Annotated in this window: 14 protein-coding genes and 1 riboswitch; of the genes, 10 read left to right on the top strand and 4 right to left on the bottom strand. The window is 76.7% G+C overall.

What is annotated here, in order from left to right; genetic code table 11:
• Window positions 1–3: 3 nt before the first annotated feature.
• Window positions 4–1,380: a 3-oxoacyl-ACP reductase gene (locus BJP59_RS00590; RefSeq protein ID WP_194521886.1), complete on the top strand. Its 1,377-nt coding sequence runs from the start codon at window positions 4–6 to the stop codon at window positions 1,378–1,380.
• Entirely contained in the window at window positions 1,377–2,444 is a 1,068-nt protein-coding gene (locus BJP59_RS00585) for a MaoC/PaaZ C-terminal domain-containing protein (RefSeq protein WP_194521885.1), read from the top strand. Before BJP59_RS00590 ends, BJP59_RS00585 begins: the two co-directional genes overlap by 4 nt.
• A gap of 100 nt (window positions 2,445–2,544) precedes the next feature.
• Here the strand turns inward: BJP59_RS00585 and BJP59_RS00580 are convergent, their stop codons facing one another.
• Window positions 2,545–3,135, bottom strand: a complete 591-nt coding sequence (locus BJP59_RS00580) for a GNAT family N-acetyltransferase (RefSeq protein ID WP_194521884.1) — start codon at window positions 3,133–3,135, stop codon at window positions 2,545–2,547.
• Window positions 3,136–3,227: 92 nt separating this feature from the next.
• On the opposite strand from BJP59_RS00580, the gene BJP59_RS00575 reads away from it, so the two are divergent.
• Window positions 3,228–3,401 carry a CsbD family protein gene (locus tag BJP59_RS00575; RefSeq protein WP_009866995.1) on the top strand — a complete coding sequence of 58 codons (174 nt, stop codon included), beginning with the start codon at window positions 3,228–3,230 and terminating at the stop codon, window positions 3,399–3,401.
• A 129-nt stretch (window positions 3,402–3,530) separates the two neighbouring features.
• Here BJP59_RS00575 and BJP59_RS00570 read toward each other — a convergent pair whose 3' ends face one another.
• Together BJP59_RS00570 and BJP59_RS00565 are read right to left on the bottom strand one after the other, a co-directional pair.
• Entirely contained in the window at window positions 3,531–4,178 is a 648-nt protein-coding gene (locus tag BJP59_RS00570) for a GNAT family N-acetyltransferase (RefSeq protein WP_009866994.1), read from the bottom strand.
• 112 nt (window positions 4,179–4,290) lie between these two features.
• Window positions 4,291–5,724, bottom strand: coding sequence for an aminotransferase class V-fold PLP-dependent enzyme (locus tag BJP59_RS00565; protein WP_194521883.1), 1,434 nt, complete (start codon window positions 5,722–5,724; stop codon window positions 4,291–4,293).
• 33 nt (window positions 5,725–5,757) lie between these two features.
• Window positions 5,758–5,873, bottom strand: a riboswitch (SAM riboswitch).
• 301 nt (window positions 5,874–6,174) lie between these two features.
• Here BJP59_RS00565 and BJP59_RS00560 point away from each other — a divergent pair.
• The 6 genes from BJP59_RS00560 to recD all read left to right on the top strand — a co-directional run bounded on the left by BJP59_RS00560 (window position 6,175) and on the right by recD (window position 18,527).
• Complete coding sequence (locus BJP59_RS00560) at window positions 6,175–6,666, top strand: rhodanese-like domain-containing protein (RefSeq protein WP_085386624.1); 492 nt, start codon at window positions 6,175–6,177, stop codon at window positions 6,664–6,666.
• A complete protein-coding gene (locus BJP59_RS00555) occupies window positions 6,663–7,913 on the top strand; it encodes an O-succinylhomoserine sulfhydrylase (RefSeq protein ID WP_409141290.1) in 1,251 nt (416 codons plus the stop codon). Before BJP59_RS00560 ends, BJP59_RS00555 begins: the two co-directional genes overlap by 4 nt.
• Window positions 7,914–8,065: 152 nt before the next feature.
• On the top strand, window positions 8,066–8,788 hold the full coding sequence (locus BJP59_RS00550) for a class I SAM-dependent methyltransferase (protein WP_021482693.1): 723 nt from the start codon (window positions 8,066–8,068) through the stop codon (window positions 8,786–8,788).
• A 696-nt stretch (window positions 8,789–9,484) separates the two neighbouring features.
• Window positions 9,485–12,937, top strand: coding sequence for an exodeoxyribonuclease V subunit gamma (gene recC, locus BJP59_RS00545; protein ID WP_228485469.1), 3,453 nt, complete (start codon window positions 9,485–9,487; stop codon window positions 12,935–12,937).
• Window positions 12,934–16,482 (top strand): UvrD-helicase domain-containing protein, encoded by a 3,549-nt coding sequence (locus tag BJP59_RS00540; RefSeq protein ID WP_194521881.1) that lies wholly within the window; start codon window positions 12,934–12,936, stop codon window positions 16,480–16,482. The genes recC and BJP59_RS00540 overlap by 4 nt, the downstream gene beginning before the upstream one ends.
• Window positions 16,479–18,527: an exodeoxyribonuclease V subunit alpha gene (gene recD, locus BJP59_RS00535; RefSeq protein WP_194521880.1), complete on the top strand. Its 2,049-nt coding sequence runs from the start codon at window positions 16,479–16,481 to the stop codon at window positions 18,525–18,527. The genes BJP59_RS00540 and recD overlap by 4 nt, the downstream gene beginning before the upstream one ends.
• Here the strand turns inward: recD and BJP59_RS20105 are convergent.
• A complete protein-coding gene (locus tag BJP59_RS20105) occupies window positions 18,503–18,625 on the bottom strand; it encodes a hypothetical protein (RefSeq protein WP_021483523.1) in 123 nt (40 codons plus the stop codon). The two genes, recD and BJP59_RS20105, sit on opposite strands and share 25 nt — an antisense overlap.
• Window positions 18,626–18,696: 71 nt before the next feature.
• On the opposite strand from BJP59_RS20105, the gene BJP59_RS00530 reads away from it, so the two are divergent.
• Entirely contained in the window at window positions 18,697–19,749 is a 1,053-nt protein-coding gene (locus BJP59_RS00530) for an LLM class flavin-dependent oxidoreductase (RefSeq protein ID WP_194521879.1), read from the top strand.
• Window positions 19,750–19,761: the final 12 nt, after the last annotated feature.

Raw genomic sequence — 19,761 nt, 5'->3', positions numbered from 1 at the left:
ACCGTGACCGACTCCTACGTCCAGGCCGTCAACTCCGGCTTCACGAAGACGCTCGCCAAGAAGCTCGGCCTCCCGCGCCCCGCGGTCCTGCGCCGCTTCCGCGCGGGCGACCCGCTCACCGTCGGGCCCGTGCTCGTGCTCGGCGGCACGCCCGGCGTGCGCGACGACGCCGACCTCGTCGCCGAGGCCCTGCTCGGCTGGGACCTCGACGTCCGCCAGACCCCGGACGACACGACCCGCTGGGGCGCGGTCGTCGTCGTGCTCAGCGGGATCGAGCGGCCGCAGGACGCGTCCGCGCCCGTCATGGCGCTCTCGGCGACGCTCCGACGTCTCGCGCCGAACGGCCGCGTCGTGACGATCTCCCGGGCCCCCGCCGACACGGACTCCCCCGAGCTCGCCGCCGCCCGCGAGGGCGTCGACGGGTTCCTGCGGTCCGTCGCCAAGGAGCTGCGCTACGGCGCGACCGCCAACGGCATCCAGGTGACCGACGACGCCCCCGTCGACAGCCCGAGCGTCCTCGCGACCCTCCGCTTCTTCCTGTCCGCCAAGTCGGCGTTCGTCGACGGCCAGCTCCTCCGGGTGGGCCCGAGCGCGACCGACGGCGCCTCTGGCAACAGCTCCGCCGACCTCGACCAGCCGCTCGCCGGCAAGGTCGCGGTCGTCACGGGCGCGGCCCGCGGCATCGGGGCGCAGGTCGCCCGGACGCTCGCGCGCGACGGCGCGAAGGTCGTCGTGGTCGACGTGCCCGCGGCGGGCGAGGCGCTCGCCCGGGTCGCGAACGAGATCAAGGGCACGGCGCTGCAGCTCGACGTGACCGCCGACGACGCGGGCGCCCGGATCCTCGAGCACGCTCGCGCACGGCACGGCGGGCTCGACGTCCTCGTGCACAACGCCGGCATCCTCCGCGACAAGCTGCTCGCCAACATGTCGCCCGACAAGTGGGACGCGGTGGTCGCGGTGAACCTCGCCGCGCAGCTGCGGATCACGGAGTACCTGCTCGGCGCGAACGGGTTCTCCTCCGCGCCGCGCGTCGTGTCGCTCGCCTCGACGAGCGGGATCGCGGGCAACCGCGGCCAGGCGAACTACGCGTTCTCCAAGGCGGGCGTCATCGGGCACACGCGCGCGTTCGCCCGCCTGCTCGCGGCGCCCGGGGGCCCGGGCGGGACGGCGAACGCCGTCGCGCCGGGCTTCATCGAGACGGACATGACGGCGTCGATCCCGTTCGTGCAGCGCGAGGTCGCGCGCCGCGTCGCGTCGCTCCAGCAGGGCGGCCAGCCCGTGGACGTCGCCGAGGCGATCGCGTTCCTCGCGTCGCCCGCGGCCGGGGGCGTCAACGGGCAGGTGCTGCGCGTGTGCGGGCAGAACGTGGTGGGCCGGTGACGGCGCCCGCGGGCGCCCCGGCGCGCGTCGAGACGCTGCCTGCCGTCCCGGGTCTGGGCGGCCTGTACGTGCGCGGGCTCGCGGCGTCGGGCCGGATCGCGGCGGCGCACCGGCTGCCCGTCCGGGGCGACCGGACGGAGCTCACGCTCCCGGACGTCACCTACCGGGTCGCGGCCGTCCCGACGGGCGACGACGCGGCGTCGGGCCACGTCGGCAGCGCCGCGCACCTCGCGCGGTACGCGCGGCTCGTGGGCGAGGCGCCGTCGGACGTCCTGCCCGCCGGGTACCTGCACGTGCTGGGGTTCCCGCTCGCGACGGCCGTCATGGTGCGGGCCGACTTCCCGCTCCCGCTGCTCGGCATGGTGCACCTCGCGAACTCGGTGTCCGTGCTGCGCCCGGTGCGGCTCGGGGACGCGCTCGAGGTCCGCGCGTGGGCGCAGGACCTGCGCCCGCACCGTCGCGGGGTCCAGGTGGACCTCGTCACGGAGGTCTCGGTGCTGCGCACGGACGACGAGCGCGCCGCGGGGAGCGGGCTCGCCGCGACGACGCTCGCCTACCGGGGCGTCTCGACGTACCTCGCGAAGGGCGCTTCCCTCCCGGGCGGCCCCGCCCCGGCCGACGCCGACGGCCCCGCCGCGTTCGTCCCGCCCCTGCCCACCGCGCGGTGGGCGCTCGGGGCGGGGACGGGCCGCGCGTACGCGGCGGTGTCGGGCGACCGCAACCCGATCCACACCTCGGCATTGGGCGCCAAGGCGTTCGGGTTCCCGCGGGCCATCGCGCACGGCATGCACACCGCGGCGCGGGCGCTCGCCGAGGCGGGTCCCGGTCGCGGCGACGCCTACGACTGGACCGTCACGTTCGCCAAGCCGGTGCTGCTGCCCGGCACGGTCGACGTCGCGCTGCGCCCGGCGGGCGACGTGCCCGCCGAGGTGCGGGACGCCGTCGGGCAGGTCGCGGCGGCCGTGCCCGACGGCGCGGGCGACCCGGGCACGGGCGTCGCCTACCAGGCGTGGGACGGCAAGGGCCGCCTCCACCTCGCGGGCCGCGTCACCCCGCGTCCCTGACCCCCGCCGCCGAGCACGGGGTCGATGTCGTTCTGGAGCGCATGACGACACCTACCCCGTGCTCGACGCCACGCAGGCTCGTGCTCGGCGTGCCGGTCCGTCAGGGCAGGCGGGCGAGCAGGCCGTCGCGGACGGTCGGCCACTCGTCGCGGAGGACCGAGAAGTAGGCGGTGTCCTGGCGGGAGCCGTCGGGCGCCACGCGGTGGCTGCGCAGGACGCCCTCCGGCACCGCGCCCAGGCGCCGGATCGCCCCGATGGACCGGCTGTTGCGGGCGTCGGCGCGGAGCGCGACGCGCGCGACCCCGAGGTCCTCGAACGCGTGCCGCAGCAGGAGGTACTTGCAGGCCGGGTTCGTCGTCCCACCCCACCACTCGCGCGCGTAGAACGTGGACCCGAGCTCGACCCGGCCCTGCGACGGCACCCACTCGTAGAGCGACGTCGAGCCGCGGACCACGGCGTCGGCGGTCGCGCCGTCCGCACCGGGAGCGCCCACGACCGCGAACGCGAGCCGGCCCGGCGCGGCGACCGCGTCGCGCACGTAGCCCTCCATCGCCTCCGTGCCGCGCGGGACGGCGCTGGACATGCCCGCCCAGATGCCGTCGTCGACGAGGGCGCCGAGCGCCGGCGCGTGGGTCGCGGCGAGCGGTTCGAGGCGGACGCCGAAGCCTTCGAGGACGGTCTCGTGCTGCACCCGCACATCCCACCACACCACCGGTGCTCCGACCGCGTGCGAACCCGGCCGACCGTGGTTACGGTCGAGAGGTACCGACGAGAGGAGCACCCATGGGACTCGGAGACAAGGCCAAGCACGCCGCCGAAGAGGCGGGTGGCAAGCTCAAGGAAGGCGCGGGCAAGCTCACGGACAACGAGCGGCTCGAGGCCGAGGGCCAGGCTGACCAGGCCAAGGCCAACGTCAAGCAGGCGGGCGACGACGTCAAGGACGCGTTCGACCGCTGACGTGCTCCACCGTTCTGCTCACGAGGGCTCCGCTCCGGCGGGGCCCTCGTGGCGTCTCCGGGACCGTTCGACCGGGACGCGACGACCGGGATGCGACGACCAGGACTCGACGAGCGGGAGCCGCGACGGTCAGGACGCGGCGAGCGGCCGGACGTCGGCCGACGGCGCCGGGGCGAGCACCGGGACGACGCGCGGGGCGGTGATCCGCGCGAGGAGGCCCACCTCGACCCCGGGCCACTCGGGCGCGAGGATCGAGAACAGCACGGAGTCGGCGCGCGTCCCGTCGGGCGCGGTGCGGTGGCCGCGCATGACGCCCTCCTCGTGAGCACCGAGACGGCGCATCGCACCGAGCGAGCGCTCGTTGCGCGTGTCGACGCGGAAGCCGACCCGGTGCACGTCCCACGTCTCGAACGCGTGGCGCAGCAGGAGCCACTTCGTCACGGGGTTGACGAGGCTCCCCCACGTGGAGCGCGCGTAGAACGTGCGGCCCACCTCGACGCGGCGGTCGACGAGCGACAGGTCGCGGAACGCGGTGCTGCCGAGCACGGCGCCGGGCGCGCCGTCGGGGTCGAGGGCGCGCACGACGAAGCCCGTGAGGTCCGGGGCCGCGCGGGTCGCGGCCACGAGATCGGCCATCCCCGCGACCCCGTAGGGCAGGGGGATGCTCATCCCTGACCACATCGCCTCGTCGACGAGGCCGGCCAGCGTCTCAGCGTGCTCCAGGGCCAGCGGTTCCAGCCGGAAACCGTGCCCCGAGAGGACGACGTCGTGCAGCACAGCGCATATCAGAGCACACGCGGAACACCGCGCCAAGAGGGTCCGGCGACGCGGTGGACAACGCTCGGCGACGGTCCGGTGAACAGGCTCCCGCGTCGGCCGCCGACGCCGGTCAGACGGCCGGTCCGCAGCCCGCCGCGTCGGCGAGGAAGCCCGCCGCCGCGGTCGCGAAGAGCCCCTCCAGGCCGGACCCCGCGGGGACCGGGCGGGGGTCGTCCACGACGGCCCAGCAGCCGTCGACGACCTCGTACCGGGTGGTCGGTCCCTGCTCGACGTACGCGCGCACGGCCTCGACGAGGCGCACGACGTCCGCACCGGTCGTCCCGACGCCCACCGAGGCGCGGATCGCGCCCGCGTCGTAGCCGAGGCGCGCGAGCAGCGGGTGCGCGCAGAACCGGCCGTCGCGCACGCCGATGCCGTGCTCGGCCGAGAGGTAGGCGGCGACGAGGCCCGGGTCGTGGCCCTCGACGGCGAACGTCACGACGCCGACCGGGTCGACGGCGTCGTCCCACACGCGCACGACCCGGACGCCCGGGACGGCCTCCAGGCCTGCGACGAGGGCCGCGCGGAGCGTCGCCTCGTGCGCGTGCAGGTCGGCCGGGTCGAGCGCGGCGAGCGCGTCGCACGCCGCCGCGAGCGCCGCTGCGCCCACCACGTTCGGCGAGCCGGCCTCGTGGCGTGCGGGCGCCGTCTGCCACTGCGTCCCGGTCACCGCGACCTGGCGCACGGCGCCGCCGCCCGCGAGGTAGGGGGTGCCCGCGTCGAGCCAGTCGCGCCGCCCGACGAGCGCCCCCGCGCCGAACGGCGCGTAGGTCTTGTGCCCCGAGAACGCGACGTAGTCGACGCCCGACGCGGCGAGCGAGAACCCGCGGTGCGGGACGAGCTGCGCGCCGTCGAGCACGACGCGCGCCCCGGCGTCGTGCGCGGCGCGGACGACCTCGGCGACGGGCAGGGACTCGCCCGTGACGTTGGAGGCGCCGGTCACGGCGACGAGCGCGTACGGGAAGCGCGCGAGCTCGGTGCGCAGGCCCGAGAGCGTCTCCGCGACGGACGCGCCGCCCGCGAGGACCGTCGCGCCGCCGGCGCGCTGCCACGGCAGCAGGTTCGCGTGGTGCTCGACGTCGAGGACGAGCACGCGCCCGGGCGTGCCGTCCGCGTTCGCCGGGACGCAGCCCGCGAGCAGGTTGAGCGAGTCGGTCGTGTTGCGCGTGACGACCGTGACGTCGTCCTCGCGTGCGCCGACGAACGCACCGATCGTGCGGCGCGACGCCTCGTAGAGCGCCGTGGAGACCTGCGAGAGGTAGCCCGCGCCGCGGTGCACGCTCGCGTAGAGCGGCAGCACCTCGGTCACGCGGTCCGCGACCGAGCGCAGCGCCGGGGCCGAGGCCGCGACGTCGAGGTTCGCGTACGGCACGCTGCGGCCGTCGACGAGCGGGACGAGCGTGTCCCCGCCGACGACGGGCAGGAGCGCGGGCGCGTCGGCGAGCGCCGCGAGGTCAGGGGCCGGGGCGTCGGTGGGACACGAGACGTCCGCGAGAGCAGTCATGGCACAGTCCTCCAGGGTCGTCCGGGGAGAACCTCCCCGCGCTTGCCGCCCGCCGGTCGGCGTGCGGCCTGGTCGTCACCCGGGGCACCCCGCCGCGAGAGGAGGGTTGCCGGCCAGCAAACCGGGGTTTCGCGCTGGCACTCATGACCTGCGGACCAGGATGTCCGCGCGGACGGTGGCGTGTCAACCGGTGGTCACGGCGTCTCGGATGGCGGGACGCGGCGCTCCGCGTCATAGGCCCGCGCGTCGGAGCCACGCGGCGTCGGGCACCTCCACCCCGGGCCGCTCCCCGAGACGGGCGTTCCGCACGTCGGACGCGTGGCGTACGATCCGAGCCAACCATCCGGAGCGGCCGAGTGACGTGGCACGTCGACGCCGCAGCAACCCCCCGGACCGCCTCGGCGGCCGGGCGCAGGGTGCTACTGCCACGATCGATGGAGGAGGACTCTCATGAGCGACCAGTCCCAGCAGGCGTCGGCACCCCGGCCGGCACCCCCCGAGGCACGTCCCGCCGTCGGCTACGCCGGCGACCTCACCCCGCAGCAGGCGTGGGACCTGCTCGCGCACGACGAGCGCGCCGTGCTCGTGGACGTCCGCACCGAGGGCGAGTGGCGCACCATCGGCGTGCCCGACGCCACGGAGCTCGGCCGCGACGTCCTGTTCGACGAGTGGGTGACCCCGGCGGGCCCCAACCCGCGGTTCCTCGACCGGCTCGTCGAGGCGGGCCTGACCCCCGGCGACGAGCGTCCTGTCGTGTTCCTGTGCCGCTCGGGCCAGCGGTCGATCGGCGCGGCGCGCGCGGCCACGGCCGCCGGGCTCGGGCCGTCGTACAACGTGCTCGAGGGCTTCGAGGGCGCCCAGGGGTTCTCGGGCCTGCGGGACGTCGAGGGCTGGAAGGTCCGCGGGCTGCCCACCACGACGTTCGACGAGGCCGCCCGGTGAGCGCGGTCGTGCCCGGGAGCGTGCCCGGCGGCTCCGGCCGCAAGCCCCTGCCCGCGAGCGCCCGCCCCGCGACGCTCGCCGTGCGCGGCGGCCACGCGCGCACCGAGTTCCAGGAGACGTCCGAGGCGCTGTTCCTCACGCAGGGCTACACGTACGACCGCGCGGCCGACGCCGAGGCCGCGTTCAAGGGGGAGCTCGACCGGTTCGTCTACTCGCGCTACGGCAACCCGACCGTGCACACGTTCGAGGAGCGCCTGCGCCTCCTGGAGGGCGCGGAGGCGTGCTACGCGACGGCGTCCGGCATGTCCGCCGTGTTCACGGCGCTCGCCGCGCTGGTGCGGTCCGGGTCGCGCATCGTCGCGGCGCGCGCGCTCTTCGGGTCGAGCCTCGTCATCTTCGACGAGATCTTCGCGAAGTGGGGCGTGCGGACGGACTACGTCGACGGCCACGTGCTGTCGCAGTGGGAGGAGGCGCTGTCCACCCCCGCGGACGTCGTCTTCTTCGAGACGCCGTCCAACCCCATGCAGGACATCGTCGACGCGCGGCGCGTGAGCGAGCTCGCGCACGCCGCCGGCGCGGTCGTCGTGCTCGACAACGTGTTCGCGACCCCGCTGCTGCAGCGGCCGCTCGAGCTCGGTGCCGACGTCGTCGTCTACTCGGCGACCAAGCACATCGACGGGCAGGGCCGCGTGCTCGGCGGCGCGATCCTCGGCACCGAGGAGTACGTCACCGGTCCCGTGCAGACGTTCATCCGCAACACCGGGCCGTCGCTCTCGGCGTTCAACGCGTGGGTGCTGCTCAAGGGCCTCGAGACGCTGCCCGTGCGCGTCGCCGCGCAGAACGCCGCCGCGGAGCAGGTCGCGGAGGCGCTGGAGCAGCTCCCCGGGATCGGCCGCGTGCGCTACCCGTTCCTCGCCTCGCACCCGCAGCGCGAGCTCGCGCGGTCGCAGCAGAGCGGTGGCGGGACCGTCGTGACGTTCGACCTCGCCGTGCCCGAGGGCACCGACCCCGAGACGGCGAAGAAGCGCGCGTTCACGTTCCTCGACGCGCTCCAGGTCGTCGACATCTCGAACAACCTCGGCGACGCGAAGTCCCTCGTCACGCACCCGGCCACCACGACGCACCGCAAGCTCGGCCCCGAGGGTCGCGCCGCCGTCGGGATCGCGGAGACGACCGTGCGCCTGTCGGTGGGCCTGGAAGACCCGCAAGACATCATCGAGGACGTCGCCCAGGCGCTGAACTCCTGACCCCCGGCTCCCACCGAACAGGTGGTTGTGGCCCGTCCCGACGTCGGGACGGGCCACAACCACCTGTTCGGCGGGCAGCAGGGGCCTGGTCGGCACCGGGGGCTTCCCAGGATCGGGTGGACCGGTCGCGTGAGCTTTCGTAGCGTCATCGGGTGCCCGACGCCCTCTTCGACGACCCCCGCCTCGCCGCCCTCTACGACCCGCTCGACCCGGACCGGTCCGACCTCGACGCCTACGTCGCGATCGTCGACGAGCTCGGCGCGCGCCGTGTGCTCGACGTCGGGTGCGGCACCGGGACGTTCGCGTGCCTGCTCGCGCAGCGCGGCGTCGAGGTGGTCGGCCTCGACCCGGCGGGTGCGTCGCTCGACGTCGCCCGCACGAAGCCGGGCGCCGAGCGCGTGCGCTGGCTGCACGGCGACGCGACGACCCTTCCCCCGCTCCAGGCCGACCTCGCGACGATGACGGCGAACGTCGCGCAGGTGTTCCTCACCGACGACGCGTGGGCCGCGACGCTGCGGGGCGTCCACGACGCGCTCGTGCCGGGCGGGTGGCTGGTGCTCGAGACCCGTGTCCCCGCCCGTCGGGCCTGGGAGGGGTGGGTCCGCGAGGCGACGGTCACGCGCGTCGAGGTGCCCGACGTCGGCCCGGTCGAGTCCTGGACCGACCTCACCGACGTGTCGCTCCCCTTCGTGTCCTTCCACGACACGACCGTGCTGCCCGACGGCACCACGCTCCACTCCGACTCGACGCTGCGCTTCCGGGAGCGCGAGGAGGTCGAGACGTCGCTCGTGGCGTGCGGGTTCGAGGTCGTGGACGTCCGGGACGCGCCCGACCGCCCGGGTCGCGAGTGGGTCTTCGTGGCACGGCGCGGCTGAGCCGCGCGAAGCGCTCTCGCGTGAGCCGCGACGGTCGCCCAGCACGACGACGTCCTCCGGGCGGCCGCCCGACCGTGCGACGTGCGACCGGACCGCGTCCAGCTCCTCCGGGAGCAGGAGGAAGGTCACCGACGTCCCGGTGTCGTTCACGTCCCAGAGCAGCGTCCCGTCCTCGTCGAAGCCCGAGCCGCAGATCGTGAAGGGGGCGACGACGAGGGCGAGGTCGAGCTCGCGGTCGTCGCGTGGGTCGAGCTCGAGCGAGATCGGGGGCTCCCACCCAAAGCGCCGGGCGAGGCGTCCGCGTCGTGCGCGGCGCAGCTCGTCCAAGGCGTGCACCGCGTCCGTCGTGTCCGGTGGCCACGGCTCGTCGGAGTACACGTCGAGCTGGAGCCGTGCCACCCGGTCGCGCAGCGCCAGGAGCGCCCCGCGGCACGCGGCCGCGACGGTGCCGGCCGCGGCGCCGTCGGCGATCGTGCACAGCACGGCCGTCGTCCTCCGCTGCCGCATCGGGCCTCCCTCGGGTGCCGGTCCGCCGCGGCCTCCGCGCGCGTGCGGTGCGGACACCGTAGTCCCCGGTCCGCCTGTGGACGGCGGTTCGACGGTGTGGGTCGCACCTCGTAGATTCCTCGTAGCGCACGGCCACGGGCCGGGCACATGATCACGCCACCACCACCGACAGGGGTCCTCTTGCTGCACGTGCACCGCTCCGAGCGTGCCGAGGCGCTCGTGGCGCCGCTCGCCGCCGTGCTCGCGGAGGTCCCGGCGGACCCGTTCACACCGGACGTCGTGGCGGTCCCGACGCGCGGGGTGGAGCGGTGGCTCGCGCAGCGGCTCTCGCACCACCTGGGCGCGGGCGAGACGGCGGGGATCTGCGCGAACGTGGACTTCCGGGGCCCGCGGCGGCTCGTCGAGCAGGTGGTGGCCGACCTCACGGACCTCGACCCCGACGACGACCCGTGGCGGCCCGAGCGGCTCGCGTGGTCGGTGCTCGAGGTGCTCGACGCGCACCTCGCCGAGCCGTGGGCGGCGCCGCTCGCGCGCTACGTCGGCGACCCGAGCGACGAGGTGCGGCGGGGCCGGCGGCTCACGCTCGCGCGACGGCTCGCGGATCTCCTGGTCGACTACGCCCGCCAGCGGCCCGAGGTCGTGCTCGCGTGGTCGCCCCCGGTCGCGGGGACCGCCGTCGCGCCGGACGACCTCGCGTGGCAGCCCGAGCTGTGGCGCCGCCTGGTGGAGCGCGTCCCGGCGACGGACCCGGCGCGGCGCGTGACGGAGGCGGTCGCGGCGCTGCGCGCGGACCCAGCGGCCGTCGACCTGCCGCCGCGGCTGTCCGTGTTCGGACCGACGCGGCTCCCCGAGGACGAGCTCCGGGTCCTGCGCGCGCTCGCCGCGCACCGCGACGTCCACCTGTGGCTCGTGCACCCCTCGCCGGCGCTGTGGGCGACGGTCGCCGCGTCCGCCGGCGAACCCTTCACGGGCGGCGCGAGCGCAGACCACGCGGGCGCGCCCGTCTGGCGTCGCGCGGACCTGCCGACGTTCGCGCGCCACCCGTTCCTCGCGTCCACCGGCCGGGACACGGTCGAGCTGCAGCTCCGGCTGGCCGCGGGCGAGGCGCGCGAGACCCACCACGAGGCGGCGCCCCCGCCACCGACCCTGCTCGGCGCGCTGCAGTCCGCGCTGCGGGCCGACGCACCGGACGGCACCCACGCGCTGGACCCGACGGACCGCTCCGTGCAGGTGCTCGCGTGCCACGGCCGCGCCCGGCAGGTCGAGGTGCTGCGCGAGACGCTCGTCGGCCTGTTCTCCGCCGACCCGACGCTCCAGGCGCGCGACGTCATCGTGTTGTGCCCCGACGTCGAGACGTTCGCGCCGCTCGTCACCGCGACCTTCGGCGCCGTCCCTGAGCTGGGCGACGACGCGCACCCGGGCCAGCGGCTGCGGGTCAGCCTCGCGGACCGCGGCGCCGGGACCACCAACCCCGTGCTCGCGCTGCTCGCCACGCTGCTGCGCCTCGCGGACGGCCGCGTCACGGCGTCCGAGGTGCTCGACCTCGCGGCGAGCGGCCCGGTCCGCCGCCGGTTCCGCTTCTCCGACGACGACGTCGACCGCCTGCGGCAGTGGGCCGTCGAGGCGGGGGTCCACTGGGGCGAGGACGGCGAGCGGCGTGCCCGCTTCGGGATCGACGGGCACGTGCGGCAGGGCACGTGGGACGCGGCGCTCGACCGCATCCTGCTCGGCGCCGCGATGGCCGACGAGGACGCCCGGTTCGTCGGGCCTGCGCTCCCGCTGGACGACGTCGGCTCGACGGACGTGGACCTCGCGGGCCGGCTCGCGGAGCTCGTCGCGCGGCTCACGGAGATCCTGCGCGGCCTCGACGGCGTGCACCCGCTCGCGCACTGGCTCGACACCCTCGACCGCGCGCTCACGCTCCTGGCGGAGGCGCCGCCGACGGAGGCGTGGCAGATCGGCTCTGCGCGCCGCGTGCTGGGCGACGTCCGGGCGGCGGGTGCCGCGCACGGCGGGGTCGCGCTGCGGCTCGCGGACGTGCGGGCGCTGCTCGACGACCGCCTGGCCGGGCGCCCGACGCGCGCCGGGTTCCGCACGGGCGCGCTCACCGTGTGCTCGCTCGAGCCGATGCGCTCGGTGCCGCACCGGGTCGTGTGCCTCCTCGGGCTCGACGACGGCGTGTTCCCCCGCACCGCCGCGCCCGCGGGCGACGACCTGCTCGCCCGGCACCCCGAGATCGGCGAGCGCGACGCGCGCAGCGAGGACCGGCAGATCTTCCTCGACGCCGTCGCCGCGGCGGGCGACCACCTCGTCGTCGTGCACACGGGTGCCGACGAGCGCACCGGGGCGCCGCGCCCGCCCGCGGTGCCCGTGGCGGAGCTGCTCGACGCGCTGGACCGGGTGGCCACCACGGCCGACGGGCGCCCCGCGCGGGAGCACGTCGTCGTGCAGCACCCGCTCCAGACGGTCGACGAGCGGAACTTCACGCCGGGCGCGCTCGGCGTCCCCGGACCGTTCAGCCACGACGACGCGGCGTTCGCCGGGGCCCGCCAGGCGCGCGAGAAGCGTGAGCCGGTCGGGGCGCTCGTCGGCGCACCGCTCTCGCTGCCGGACGGTGCCGCCGTCGGCTCCGTGGAAGGACCGGGGTCGCCCACGGCGACCGGGCGCCGCGCCGACGTCGAGCTCGACGACCTGGTCCGCCTGCTCGAGAACGCACCCCGCTGGTTCGCGCAGCACACGCTCGACGTGGGTCTCGTGCTGGAGGAGGAGGACGTCGAGGACCGGCTGCCCCTCTCCCTCACGGGGCTCGCGGGCTGGGGCGTGGGCGACCGCGTGCTGCGGGCCGCGCTCGCGGGCGTCGACCCGAACCGCGCGATGCAGGCCGAGTGGCGCCGCGGCCAGGTCCCGCCGCGCGAGCTCGGCCGGTCGGCGCTCCAGGAGGTCGTCCGGGCCGTGGGGCCGCTCCGGGTCGCGTCCGTCGAGGCCGCGCGCGAGGCCGACGTCGCGGCCGGTCGTCCCGTGAGCCAGGACGTGCTGAGCTCCGCCGAGACGGTCGACGTGCGAGCGACCCTCCCGGACGGCGGCGCGCTCGTCGGCAGCGTGCCGGGCGTGCACGGCGCGCGCGTGGTGCGTACGGAGTACTCGCGGCTCGGGCCGAAGCACCGGCTGCGCGCCTGGGTGCAGGCGCTCGCGCTGCGCGTGAGCGACCCGGACCGCCCGTGGGACGCCGTCGCGATCGGCCGGTCCCCCCGCGGCCCGGGGGTCGCGTGGTCGACGCTCACGCCGCCCGACCGCGACACGGCGGCCGCCGTGCTGGCCGACCTCGTGGCCCTGCGCGACGAGGCCGCCCGCGAGCCCCTGCCGCTGCTGCCCGAGGTCGCGCTCCGCTACGCCGAGGAGCGGCGCACCACCGACGCGCGCGACGCCCTGATGCGCGCCGGGTGGGCGTGGAACAAGGGCTTCGAGCGCAAGGACCCGTACGTCGTGCTCGCGTGGGGCCAGGACCCGGCGCTCCCCGACCTCGCGGGCCACGCGACGACCGCCGACCTGGGCCGCTTCCCCGACGACCCGACCCGCCTCGGCGCGCTCGCGCGCCGCGTGTGGGACCCCCTGCTGGAGCACGAGCTGCGAGGTGCGCGATGAGCGGCCCGACGTCCGCACCCGCCACTCCCGCCGCGGCGTCCGGACCCGCGGTGCCCGGACCCGTCGCGGGGAGCCCGCGGCGCTTCGACCCGTTCGGCGACCTGCCGCGCGGGACGGTCGTGCTCGAGGCGAGCGCCGGCACGGGCAAGACGCACACCATCGCGACCCTCACCACGCGCTACGTCGCCGAGGGCGTGGCGGCGCTGCCCGAGATCATGCTCGTGACGTTCGGCCGGGCCGCGACGTCGGAGCTGCGCGACCGCGTGCGCGAGCGCCTCGTCGCGACCGAGCGCGCGCTGCGGGGCACCGACCCGGCGCACAGCACCGACGAGCTCGTCGCGTTCCTCGCCGCGGTCGACGCCGACGAGCTCGCCCGCCGTCGTGAGCGCCTGCGCGTCGCGCTGTCCCAGCTCGACGCCGCGACCATCACGACGACGCACGGGTTCTGCCAGCAGATGCTCACCGCGCTCGGGACGGCGGCCGACGTCGACCTCGCGACGAGCTTCCTGCCCGACGTGGCCGACCTCGTCGAGGAGGTCACGGACGACCTGTACGTGCGGCGGTTCGCCGACCAGAGCGAGCCGATCCTCTCGCCGCGCGACGTGCGCGCGGTCGCCCGCGCGGCGGTGAGCGACCACGGGGCGGTGGTCGCGCCGTCGGACGCGGCCGAGGGCTCGGTGGCCGCGGCGCGGTACGAGGTCGCCGTCGCCGCCCGCCGCGAGGTGGAGGCGCGCAAGCGCGCGATGCACCTGCTCGACTACGACGACCTCCTCGTCCTGCTGCGACGCGCCCTCACCGACCCGGAGCACGGTGCGACGGCGACGCAGCGCGTCCGGTCGAGGTTCCGCGTGGTCATGGTGGACGAGTTCCAGGACACGGACCCCGAGCAGTGGGCGATCCTGCGCACCGCGTTCCACGGGCGGCCCGACGAGAGCAGCGCGCTCGTCCTCATCGGGGACCCCAAGCAGGCGATCTACGCGTTCCGCGGCGCGGACGTCGTGACGTACCTGCAGGCCGTCGAGGACGCGACGGACACCGCGACGCTCAGCACGAGCTGGCGCAGCGACGGCCCGCTCCTCGCAGGCCTGCACGCGCTGCTCGGCGAGACGGCGCTCGGCGACCCGCGCATCGTCGTGCGCCCGGTCGACGCGGCGCACCCCGAGGCGCGGTTCTCCGGCGGCGCGCCGGTGCGGCTGCGGCAGGTGACGCGCCGCGCCTACCGGCTGGGCGCCTCGTCGGCGCCGTCGGCCCCGGACGCGCGCGGCCTGCTCGCGAAGGACGTCGCGGCCGACGTCGCGAGCCGTCTCGGCACCGCGTCCGGCGGGGGCGACCGCGTGCGCGACGACGTCGGCGGGGCGGCGGGCGACGCGGCGCGCTGGCGCCCGCTCGAGCCGCGCGACGTCGCCGTGCTGACGCGCACGAACGCGCAGGCCGAGGCGGTGCGCTCGGCGCTCGTCGCGCTGGGCGTGCCCGCGGTCGTCTCGGGGCCGTCGAGCGTGTTCGGGTCGGCCGCGGCGCAGGACTGGCTCACGCTCCTCGCGGCGCTGGAGCAGCCGGGCCTCCACCGGCGCGCGACGGCGCTCGCCCTCACCCCGTTCGTCGGCTGGGACGCGCAGCGCCTCGCGACGGCGGACGACGCGGACCACGACGAGCTCGGTGACACGGTCCGGGCCTGGGCGCACCTGCTCGCCGACCGGGGCGTGGCCGCGGTCGCGGAGGTCGCCGCACGGCGCGGGGCGACGGCCCGTGTCATGGCGCGCGCCGACGGCGAGCGCTACCTCACCGACCTGCGCCACGTCACGCAGGCGCTGCACGAGGCCGCGACGACCGAGGGGCTCGGCACGGCCGCGCTCACGGCCTGGCTCCGGACCCGGATCGCCGAGGTCGGGACGGTCTTCACCGACGAGCGCACCCGCCGTCTCGAGACCGACGCCGCCGCCGTGCAGGTCGTCACCGTGCACGCCGCGAAGGGCCTCGAGTTCGGCGTCGTCTACGTCCCGTTCGGGTGGGAGCGGTTCGAGCCCGACGACCAGGAGCTGTTCGCGTTCCACGACGACCACGGGCAGCGCGTGCTGCACCTCGGCGGGGTCGGCTCCCCCGGGTTCGTGGACGCCAAGGCGCGCTGGCGCGACGAGGAGCTGGGCGAGGACCTGCGCCTGCTGTACGTGGCGCTCACCCGGGCTCGGCACCAGGTCGTCGTGCACTGGACCCCCACGAAGCGCAGCACGGGATCGGGACCGCTCACCCGCCTCCTGCTCGCCGACCGGATGCTCGGCGGCGAGCCCGGGCGCCACGCACGGCCCGACGCGATGCGCGACGACGCCGTCCGGTCCACGTTCGAGGCGGTCGCGGCGCGGTCGGGCGGTACGGTCGTCGTCGAGCAGGTCGACGCCCGGCCGAAGGGCGAGCCCTGGTCGCCCGGCACCCGGTCGGGCACGGACCTCGCGCTCGCGACCGCGGCCCACCTCCCGGACCGCGAATGGCGGCGGGCGTCGTACTCGGCCCTGACCGCGGCCGCGCACCACGGCCCGGTCGGCGGGATCGAGAGCGAGCCCGAGGACCCGGGCGTGCAGGACGAGCCGGAGGAGACCGCCGACGACGACACCGCCGCGCCCTCGGCCCCGGCCTCGGCCCCGCGACCCGGCGCGGACGTGCCGTCCCCGTACGAGGGGCAGCCGGGCGGCACCGCGTTCGGCACGCTCGTGCACGAGATCCTCGAGTACGTCGACACCGCGGCCGACGACCTCGACGCCGAGGTGCGCGCCCGCTGCGCGCAGGCGGCGACGGTCCGCGTGCCGGGCGTCGAGCCCGTCGCGCTCGCGACGGCGCTCGGCCTGTCGCTGCGCACGCCGCTCGGCCCGATCGCGGGCGGGCTCACGCTCGCCGACGTCGACCCGCGGGACCGGCTGCCCGAGCTCGAGTTCGAGCTCCCGCTCGCCGGGGGCGACGAGACGGAGGGCGTGCGTCCCGCGACGCTGCGCGACCTCGCGGACGTCCTGCGGGCTTACCTGCCCGCCGACGACGCGTTCGCGCGCTACCCCGACCTGCTCGCGGCGCTTGCCGACGAGTCCGAGACCGGCACGAGCACCGGTGGCGTCCCGCTGCGCGGCTACCTCACGGGCTCGATCGACGCCGTGCTGCGCGTGCCCGCCCCGGGTCCCGACGGCGCTCCGGACGGGGATCCGGGCGGCCGCCACCGGTACCTGGTCGTCGACTACAAGACGAACCGCGTCGGGCCGCCCGGGGTCCCGCTCGCCGTGGGCGACTACCACCCCGACGCCATGCGCGACGCGATGCTCGCCTCGCACTACCCGCTGCAGCTCGTGCTCTACCTCGTCGCGCTCCACCGCTACCTGCGGTGGCGCGTGCGCGACTACGACCCGGACCGCGACCTCGCCGGTGGGGCGTACCTCTTCGTGCGCGGCATGGCCGGCCCGGACACGCCCCGCGGCCCTGACGGCACCCCGTACGGCGTCGTCGCCTGGAGCCCGCCGCCCGGGCTCGTCGTCGCCCTGTCCGCCCTGCTCGACGGAGGTCGCGCATGACCACGACCACTCCCGGGTCGGCGCTCCGGCCCACCGCTCCTCCTGCGGGCGACGCGGTCGACGAGGGCGACCCGCGGCTCGCCGTCGGCGTGCCGACGGGCCTGGCGCCGTTCAACGTCGCGCGCGTGGTCTCGGCCGCTGACGTGCGCGTCGCGCTGCGGCTCGGCCGGCTCACGGGCGAGCACGACGACCGGGTGCTTCTCGCCGTCGCGCTCGCCGTCCGTGCCGTGCGCAGCGGCTCCGTGTGCGTGCGCCTCGACGACCTCGGCTCCCTGGCGCTGCCCGAGGACGAGGAGGCCGCCCGGACCGACGCCGCGGACCTGCCGTGGCCGGACCGCACCGCGTGGGCCGACGCCGTCGCGCGCAGCCCGCTCGTCGCCGTCGGGGTCGACGGCGCGCCCGACCGCCCTGCGCGCTGGGTCGGGGGCGCGCTGTACCTCGACCGCTACTGGCGCGACGAGCTCGCGGTCCGGCACGAGGTCGACGGCCGGCTCGCGGCACCCGACCTGCCGGTCGACGCCGACCGCCTCGACGCCGCGCTGGCCCGCCTCTTCCCCGCGGCGGAGGACACGCGCCAGCGGCTCGCCGCCGCGCACGCCGCCACGCGCCGGCTCACCGTCCTCACGGGTGGCCCCGGCACGGGCAAGACGACGACGGTCGCGCGGCTGCTCGCCGTCCTGCACGACGCCGCCCGCCCCGCGACCGCCGCAGCGCCCGCTCCGTCGCGCGCGGGGGCGAACGTCCCGGCCGACCAGGGCACGGCGCTGCGCGTCGCGCTCGCCGCCCCGACCGGGAAGGCGGCCGCACGGCTCCAGGAGGCGGTGCGCGAGGTCGTCGCCGGGTTCGAGGACGCGGCCGACCGCGCGCGCGTCGGGACGCCCGTCGCGACGACGCTGCACCGCCTGCTCGGGTACCGGCCGGGCAGCAGCACGCGGTTCCGCCACGACGCGCACCACCACCTGCCGCACGACGTCGTCGTCGTCGACGAGACGTCGATGGTCGCGCTGCCGCTCATGGCGCGGCTGCTCGAGGCGCTGCGGCCCGACGCGCGGCTCGTGCTCGTCGGGGACCCGGACCAGCTCGCCTCGGTGGAGGCCGGTGCCGTGCTCGGCGACCTCGTGCACCGCGAGCCCGTCACGCCCCCGGCCACCGCACCGGTCGTGCTCGCGGCGGCCGAGACCGCGCTGGCCGACGCGCCGCCGCCCGCCGACGGCGAGGTCGACGACCGGGCGGTGCTCGGCAACGGCGTCGTCCGGCTGCGCACCGTCCACCGTCAGGACCGCGACTCGGAGATCCTGCCGCTCGCCGCCGCGGTCCGGGCCGAGGACGCGGAGGCGACGCTCGCCCTGCTGCGCGCGGGGCACGGGTCCGTGGAGTTCCTCGAGACGCCCGACGACGAGCCCGACGACGCGGTGCTGGCCGCGGTCCGCGCGGACGCCGTCGCGGCGGGGACCCTGCTCGTCGAGGCCGCGCGCGCCGGGGACGCGGCCGCCGCGCTCGACGCGCTCGCGCGGCACCGTGTCATGGTGGCGCACCGGCGCGGGCCCGCGGGGCGCGGCCGGTGGGCGGCGCAGGTCGAGGCGTGGGTCGAGGAGGCGACCGGCCACCACGCGACCGACTCCCCGTGGGTCGCCGGGCGGCCCCTGCTCGTCACGACGAACGACGCCGAGGTCGGGCTCTACAACGGCGACACCGGCGTGCTCGTCGCGGAGCCCTCGGGCGGGGTCGTCGCCGTGTTCGGGGACCCGCGCGCGCCGCTGCGCGTGCGCACGCACCGGCTGCCGCCCGTGGAGACCGTGCACGCCATGACGGTCCACCGCGCGCAGGGCAGCCAGTTCGACCGCGTCACGCTCGTCCTGCCGCCCGCGACCTCGCCGCTGCTCACGCGCGAGCTGCTGTACACGGCGGTGACGCGCGCGCAGTCGTTCGTGCGCGTCGTCGGCTCCGAGGACGCCGTACGCACCGCGGTGACGAGCCCGGTCCACCGGGCGAGCGGGCTGCGGACTCCGCTGCCCGGCGGTCAGTCCTCGGTGCGCTCCGCCTGATCCCGCTCGCGCAGCTCCTTGAGGCGGCCCCAGGGCACGAGCACGATCCAGGCGACGGACGCGACGGCGGCGCCCATGATCATCGAGGGGACGTCCATGGCGACCATCCTGGCAGGCGTGCGCGGTCGCCCCGGGGAATGAGGCACGGGGGTGCCCGGTTGGCATCAGGGTGAGCACCCAGACCCCCCGCCTGTCCGTCCTCGACCTCGTGCCCGTCCGCTCGGGCCAGTCCAGCACCCAGGCGGTGCGAGCGTCGCTCGACCTGGTCCGCCTCGCCGACCGGCTCGGCTTCGAGCGCTACTGGTTCGCCGAGCACCACAACATGCCCGCGGTCGCGGCCTCGACCCCGCCCGTGATGATCGCCGCGGCGGCGTCGGTGACGGACCGGATCCGCGTCGGCTCGGGCGGCGTCATGCTGCCCAACCACGCACCGCTCGTCGTGGCCGAGCAGTTCGCCGCGCTCGAGGCGATCGCGCCGGGGCGGGTCGACCTGGGCCTCGGCCGCGCCCCCGGCTCGGACCCGGTCGTCACGCAGCTCCTGCGCATCACCGGCCCGACGGCCGACGTCGACCGCTTCCCCCAGCACGTCACGGACATCCTCGCGCTCATGAGCCCGCAGGGCGCGACGCTGCGCCTCACGAGCGGGCAGGTCTACGACGTGCACGCGACGCCCGCCGCGGACGGCACCCCGACGGTCTGGCTGCTCGGGTCGAGCGACTACTCCGCGCGCCTCGCGGCCGAGCTCGGCCTGCCGTACGTGTTCGCGAACCACTTCTCGGGCCAGGGCATCGACGAGATCCTCGCCCTGTACCGGGAGGGCTACCGCCCGAGCGAGGCGTACCCCGAGCCCCGCACGTTCCTCACCCTCAACGCCGTCGTCGCGGAGACCGATGACGAGGCGCGCGCCCGGGCGCTCCCCCAGGCCCGCATGATGGCGCGCCTGCGCACCGGGCAGGCGCTCACCGCGCTCGAGACCGTCGAGGAGGCGCAGGCCGCGCCGCTCGCCGGTGCGGCCGGGGAGATGGTCGAGGACAGCCTGCGCCGCTGGGCCGTCGGCACGCCCGACGCCGCGGCGGCCGAGGTCCGTCGGCTCGCCGAGCGCCATGGCGTGGACGAGGTCATGGTCGTGCCCGTCGCCGCGTCCCGGGCGGACGAGGCGCTCGACGCGACGCCGGGCCGCGCGCGCACGCTCGAGCTCCTCGCGGGCAAGCTCGCCGTCTGACCCTCCCCGCCG

This window comes from Cellulosimicrobium sp. JZ28 (genome assembly GCF_015327065.1).
In the GTDB taxonomy this organism is placed as follows: Bacteria; Actinomycetota; Actinomycetes; order Actinomycetales; family Cellulomonadaceae; genus Cellulosimicrobium; species Cellulosimicrobium funkei.
This window is presented reverse-complemented; position numbering and strand designations above follow the sequence as displayed.

Coding starts and splice junctions, on each gene's coding strand:
- BJP59_RS20105 (WP_021483523.1), bottom strand. CDS start 18,625: ATGGACGTCCCCTCGATGATCATGGGCGCCGCCGTCGCGTCCGTCGCC.
- BJP59_RS00540 (WP_194521881.1), top strand. CDS start 12,934: ATGAGCGGCCCGACGTCCGCACCCGCCACTCCCGCCGCGGCGTCCGGA.
- BJP59_RS00565 (WP_194521883.1), bottom strand. CDS start 5,724: ATGACTGCTCTCGCGGACGTCTCGTGTCCCACCGACGCCCCGGCCCCT.
- recD (WP_194521880.1), top strand. CDS start 16,479: ATGACCACGACCACTCCCGGGTCGGCGCTCCGGCCCACCGCTCCTCCT.
- BJP59_RS00560 (WP_085386624.1), top strand. CDS start 6,175: ATGAGCGACCAGTCCCAGCAGGCGTCGGCACCCCGGCCGGCACCCCCC.
- BJP59_RS00575 (WP_009866995.1), top strand. CDS start 3,228: ATGGGACTCGGAGACAAGGCCAAGCACGCCGCCGAAGAGGCGGGTGGC.